This is a genomic window from Planctomycetia bacterium, assembly GCA_034440135.1.
GTDB lineage: Bacteria > Planctomycetota > Planctomycetia > Pirellulales > JALHLM01 > JALHLM01.
In genome coordinates this window covers 1-5,316 of sequence record JAWXBP010000162.1, presented here as the reverse complement: position 1 = coordinate 5,316, position 5,316 = coordinate 1, and the positions used below count along the sequence as shown (strand labels likewise).

General features: G+C 62.6%; 7 protein-coding genes. 4 read left to right on the top strand and 3 right to left on the bottom strand.

Annotated features, from left to right (window positions below; all coding sequences use genetic code 11):
• Positions 1-230 (bottom strand): NAD-dependent epimerase/dehydratase family protein (locus SGJ19_09390; GenBank protein MDZ4780451.1); only part of this gene is annotated, 230 nt, incomplete at its 3' end.
• A gap of 18 nt (positions 231-248) precedes the next feature.
• On the opposite strand from SGJ19_09390, the gene SGJ19_09385 reads away from it, so the two are divergent.
• The gene (locus SGJ19_09385) at positions 249-1,166 is read left to right on the top strand and encodes a deoxyribonuclease IV (protein MDZ4780450.1); all 918 of its coding nucleotides are present in this window, start codon (positions 249-251) and stop codon (positions 1,164-1,166) included.
• Positions 1,167-1,353: 187 nt separating this feature from the next.
• Complete coding sequence (locus SGJ19_09380) at positions 1,354-2,028, top strand: MOSC domain-containing protein (GenBank protein MDZ4780449.1); 675 nt, start codon at positions 1,354-1,356, stop codon at positions 2,026-2,028.
• 11 nt (positions 2,029-2,039) lie between these two features.
• On the opposite strand, the gene SGJ19_09375 is transcribed toward SGJ19_09380, so the two are convergent.
• Positions 2,040-2,990, bottom strand: coding sequence for a CBS domain-containing protein (locus SGJ19_09375; GenBank protein MDZ4780448.1), 951 nt, complete (start codon positions 2,988-2,990; stop codon positions 2,040-2,042).
• 229 nt (positions 2,991-3,219) lie between these two features.
• Here SGJ19_09375 and SGJ19_09370 point away from each other — a divergent pair, with 229 nt between their 5' ends.
• Together SGJ19_09370 and SGJ19_09365 are read left to right on the top strand one after the other, a co-directional pair.
• On the top strand, positions 3,220-4,044 hold the full coding sequence (locus SGJ19_09370) for a hypothetical protein (protein MDZ4780447.1): 825 nt from the start codon (positions 3,220-3,222) through the stop codon (positions 4,042-4,044).
• Between the two features lie 54 nt (positions 4,045-4,098).
• Complete coding sequence (locus SGJ19_09365; protein MDZ4780446.1) at positions 4,099-4,656, top strand: cytochrome c oxidase assembly factor Coa1 family protein; 558 nt, start codon at positions 4,099-4,101, stop codon at positions 4,654-4,656.
• Between the two features lie 21 nt (positions 4,657-4,677).
• Here the strand turns inward: SGJ19_09365 and SGJ19_09360 are convergent.
• On the bottom strand, positions 4,678-5,316 hold a 639-nt coding region (locus SGJ19_09360; protein MDZ4780445.1), incomplete at its 5' end, for a hypothetical protein.

Sequence of the window (5,316 nt, the reverse complement as noted above, 5' to 3'; positions counted from 1 at the left end):
TTCCAGCGCCCTTCCGCGACCGGTTCGCCGGCCAGGTGGAAAATCGTGTCGACCCCTTGAAACGCCGCCGACGGGGGCCGCTCGCGTGAGGCGTCCCAGGGGTAGGCGTTCACGTCCCCCAGCACGGCCTTCGCGCGGCTCGCGTCGCGCGTCAGGACGACGCAGCCCGGCAGCTTCGCCACCAGGCGACGGCCGACAAACCCGGTCGCGCCGGTAATCAGGGCCTTCATGACTCCCCCTCCCCACAGGTGACAAAGCTTCGCGGCACGACGGGATTATACGACGCCGCCCAGTCCGTTACATTGCCGGCCATGGCAATCCTCGGCGCACACATGTCGATTTCCGGCGGTTATTATCGCTCCGTGGAAATCGCCAGCGAAATGGGCTGCGACGCGGTCCAGCTCTTCACGAAAAACAATAACCAATGGCGCGCGAAAGAATTAACCGACGAGGACGTCGCGAAGTTCCAGAATGCGCTGAAAGAGCTGAAAATTGGCTGGCCGATCGCGCACAATTCCTACCTGATCAATCTGGCCGCTCCGGATGAGGAACTGTGGCGCAAGTCGATCGACGCCCATCGAATCGAATTGGAACGCGCGGAGCGACTGGGAATCCCGTTCGTGGTGGCCCATCCCGGGGCCTTTACCACTTCGAGCGAAGAAGTCGGGCTGAAGCGCATCATCAAGGGTTTGGATGAAGTCCACGCCGCCGCGCCGAAGCTCAAGGTCAAGACGCTCTTGGAAGCCACGGCCGGCCAAGGCAGTTGTCTGGGCTGCAAGTTCGAGCACCTGGCCGAGATCATCGCCGGCGTGAAGCACCCGGAGCGGCTCGGTGTTTGCATCGACACCTGCCACGTCTTCGCCGCCGGCTATCCGCTCGGCACGCCCAAGGAGTACAAGGAAACGATGAAGGCCCTCGACGCCACGGTCGGTGTAACCCAAGTTCAGGCTTTTCATCTCAATGATAGCGCAAAGCCGTTCGGCTCCCGGGTCGATCGCCACGCGCACATTGGGCAGGGACACTTGGGCTTGGAACCGTTCCGGCAACTGCTGAACGACAGTCGATTCAGCAAGACGCCCATGTACCTGGAAACGCCAAAAGAAGAAGTCGACGGCGAGCACATGGACAAGGTCAACCTCCGCACGCTGCGCTCGCTGATCAAGTAACGAAAAAACCGCAACACACCAGCCCGTAGCGCCAGCGAGGGAGAGTTGATATCGTTGACCGCTGGGGATCAAACTCTCAGTTGCGCCGAGTCGAAGCAACTGAGAGTTTGTTCTCAAACGGTACGCGACGTCCTTCTTCCCTCGCTGGCGCTACGGGCTAGTATTTTCTCCAATTATCGAGCCCCTGATGCCAACGCTTGCATCCATTCAAGTCGGCATGCCGCGCCAGATGGGGCGCGAGGATGCGGAGGATCCCTTCGACAAGCCGTGGACGTCCGGCATCTTCAAGTTGCCGGTATCGGAGCCGGTGGAGATTACCCGGTACGGACTGGTCGGCGACGGGCAGGCTGACTTGGAAAACCATGGCGGCGAAGATAAAGCGGTGCTGAGCTATTCCGCCGATCATTACGCCGATTGGCTGCCGATCCTCGGACCAGCATCCGCCGCTTACGGCGCGTTCGGCGAGAACCTGACGATCCGCGATCTCACGGAGGACGACGTTTGCATCGGCGACGTCTGGCAGATTGGCGAGTCGGTACGACTCCAAGTGTCGCAGCCGCGCCAACCTTGTTGGAAGCTGGCTCGCAAATGGCGCGTGCGCGATCTCGTAGAGCAAGTGCAGCACACCGGCCGCAGTGGATGGTATTGGCGCGTCTTGCAAACTGGCGTCGTAGAGGCCGGGCAACCGTTGAAGTTGCTGGATCGCCCGCGTCCTGAGTGGACCATCATGGCCGCGAACCGCGTGATGTATCACCGCAGGCACGATCGGGCAGCGGCGCTCGCACTTTCCGTGCTGCCAGAACTGTCCGAGAGTTGGCAACGCCATTTCACGGGCCGCGCTGCGCGATTGGCCGAAGATTGACCAGCGCATAGCTACGGATGCGACGCGTTCATGGCTTGGACGACGTCGAAAAGTCGCCCCGTGCCATCGCCCGAAGCTGAAGCAGCGGCAGCGAGATTGTCGTCGCTCCAGGATTCGCCCAACGCGACGCCTGGCTGCCACATGGTGCTCGCCAGACGCTGTAGAAGTTGTACGCAACATTGCAGCGTCATCAACATGTCGCTCGTCGTGACGATCCCAACGACTCGGTTCGCGTCGATGACGGGCAGCGACGAAATTGAGCGATCCAACATCAGGCTGATGGCATTCGCCACAGGCGTGGCCGGCGTCACTGTCGCCGGACTGCGAGTCATCACGTCCGAAGCGACGGCGCCATCCGAGTCACGCAAATCGCGATCGCTGATGACTCCTTGGAGCTGGCCCTGCATGTCGATCACCAACAAGTGGTGAATCCGTTCTTCCTGCATGGTCGCACGGACACGCGCGAGCGGCGCATCCGGCCGCACCGACGTCGGGCAGTCCGTCAACACGTCCTTGATCGAAATCCGGCCATCGAACACGCACCAAAGTTCACGATCCAGCACTTGCAGAATCTGTTGGCGTTTGGCAATGAACTGCGCTTCCATGCGTTCGGGCACGATCGGTGTTTGCTCTGGTTCGCTTAGCGGCGCCGGCGATACAGCAGGAGGAGACTTCCTCAGGCTGACAAATACGAGCCCGATCGCCCCGCAGCCCAACAACAAGGCGGCGCCCCACCAGGGAATGATGGGAAGTTGCTCCGCGACCACTTCCACGGGCTGGGCCGCAAGAGGTTCCGCAGGCCGCTTTTCTTTGCTAGCGAAAGCAAGGTGGCGGCCAGCTTGATCAAACGTCGCGCGGGTCAGATCGCCCAGCGCCAGGGCGCCGCCCGCGAGCACCGCGGCGCCGATGGCCATGACGGAAACATATTCAACCAGCGATGCGCCCCGACGGTTGCGCCGCATTCCTTTTCCAGTCACGGACTTCGCCCCTCAGAACGGTGTTGGCTCATTCGTCCCGACGCCGCGCCGGGGGCGAGCAACGATTCGGGCCTGAAAACACTTAAGCGTAGGTTACTGCGAGCGGTAGGATTTCGCAGTTTGGCGCGATTCCGCCGCTGCGAGAACGAACGAAATCCCGATATGCGTCGGCCGAGTTACTCGTCGAATCCTCGTTGCTGATCACAAGCCATGCTTGCCGAACTCAGTCAAATCAGGCAAAATCCTGGCTTCCGCCGGGGAGCGTCCCTGGCGCGGGGGCTTGTTCTCGTTTCTCACGGTACGGCCAGCGATGGATTTGACGCGCGTCGAGCAGTTGCAGCGTGACCTTACGGACAAGTACGTCATCGTCGCTGGCGATCGGCCGGAACTGGCCCGTTTCCAGGGCATTACCGGCCGGGTGCGGACTGTGAACATGAGCGGCCAGGCGCTGGTGGAGTTCGAGGCGTACAACAATGTCGGCTGGTACGACATCAGCCCGACGTTTTTGAAAGTGATCGATGCGCCACTGCCTCCGCCGGCGAAGCCGGCCGAGGCCCCCGCGGCGAAAGCGGCCCCTGCCAAGGCCCCGCCCGCCAAGCCGGCTGCCGCACCGGCAAAGCCCGCGGCTGCAGGCTCCACCGCGGACATCCTGGCGGCCGCCCGAGGCGCCAAGTCCCCGGCGGCGCCAGCGATTGAAGGCAAGAAGCCGTCTACGGCGGAAATTCTGGCCGCGGCCCGACGTCCATCGGCCCCTGCCGCGGAGGCCCCGGCTGCGGCCCCCAAGCCGGCCGCCGCAGACACAACAAAATTATCCACGGCCGATATTTTGGCTGCCGCACGCGGTAAGGCGGTAACGCCAGCCGCGCCGGCGGCGCCAAAGGCCCCGCCGGTCCCGCAACCGGAGTCCGAGCCAGAACCTGTCGCCGAGGCGGACCCCGAGCCAGTTGCAGCCGTAGCGCCCAAGGCCGCACCGGCCGGGGCGATCCCCAAGGACATCCCCGGCATGTTGGCTTATTGCCGTCAACGCGACGGGAAGTAAGCACCCATCACATCAGGCCGTTGACGGCCGACTCTTCAGGGAGGAATGAGCACCATGAGCCAAGTACCCCCCCCGCGGTTCGACGCGGAGCCGCCGAAGCGCGGCTGGTTCGGCCGCAATTGGTTGTGGTTCGTCCCAACGGTGATCGTGCTGCCGATTTTGCTGTGCGCAGGCTGCTTTGGCGGTCTATTCTTCATCGGCGTCGCTGCGCTCAAGGGCAATCCGGCGTATCAGCAGGCCTTGAAGCGCGTGCAGGATAATCCGGAAGTCCAGGCCCAGTTGGGGCAACCCATCGACGACGCGACGGTGCTCCCGCAAGGACAATTCAATCTTGAAAACGGCGAAGGCACGGCGAAGTTTTTCTTCAGCGTGAAGGGCCCGAAAGGGAGCGCGAACGTGATTGCCGAAGCGGAGACCACCGACGGCAACTGGCACTACGACAAGTTGGAACTCACGTGCGACGCCGACGGTACGAAGATCGACCTGAGCGAAGCACACGTACCGAATGCGGATGACGCTCCAGCCTTTGCTCCTGACGCCGATGAAGCGGCCGCGGCAGAGGGAACCGACGACGATAGCCCGGCGCCGGCGCTGGAGATTAACGTTGAATAGCCGCTGTAAGGCGTTTCCGAATCACGGATCGACGATGACAGGCGCCGGCGCGGCCGTGGCGCTCCGCGAAGCTTGCTTCTGAGCGTTCAGCATTTCCTGGATCTCAGGATCGTCCAGCGCATCCACGGTCGCAAGCGCATTGAGTCGTTCCCGGAAATCGTGCCAGTTACCACGCATGCCGAGCACGATACACTCGCCCGCGATGCCAAAGGCTTGGAGTTTCTCCTCTGGCGCGCTCGTGGCGAGTGACTTGCTGAGGTTTTGCGCTGACTCCAGATCTGGCTGGCGCAGGTAAAGGCGAACCAACTCTCGTTTAGCAATCCAGACGTAGTTTTCGTGGTCCTCGTTGACCTTCGGGTAGTTCAAAACGGCTTGCCACGCTTCGACCGTCGCCAAGTCGATGGCGGCCAGCATCTGCAAGTCGGCCGAGGCTTTGGTGGGAAAGCGTTTGGCATCCTGCTCGGTTACGAGGGGCGGGGTACGCGTGGCTTGCGCCGCGGCGACGCCTAAGACCGCTGCAATCGCCACGGCGGCGCCCCAAACCAGGTAACGCCAATTCCGCCGCGGCGCCGCGGGGGCGTTCATGAGTCCTTGCAGTTGTGTGGTCGCCTGGTGCCGCGCGGCCACGAACGGATCGGGTTGCTCGGCCCACTCGTCGAG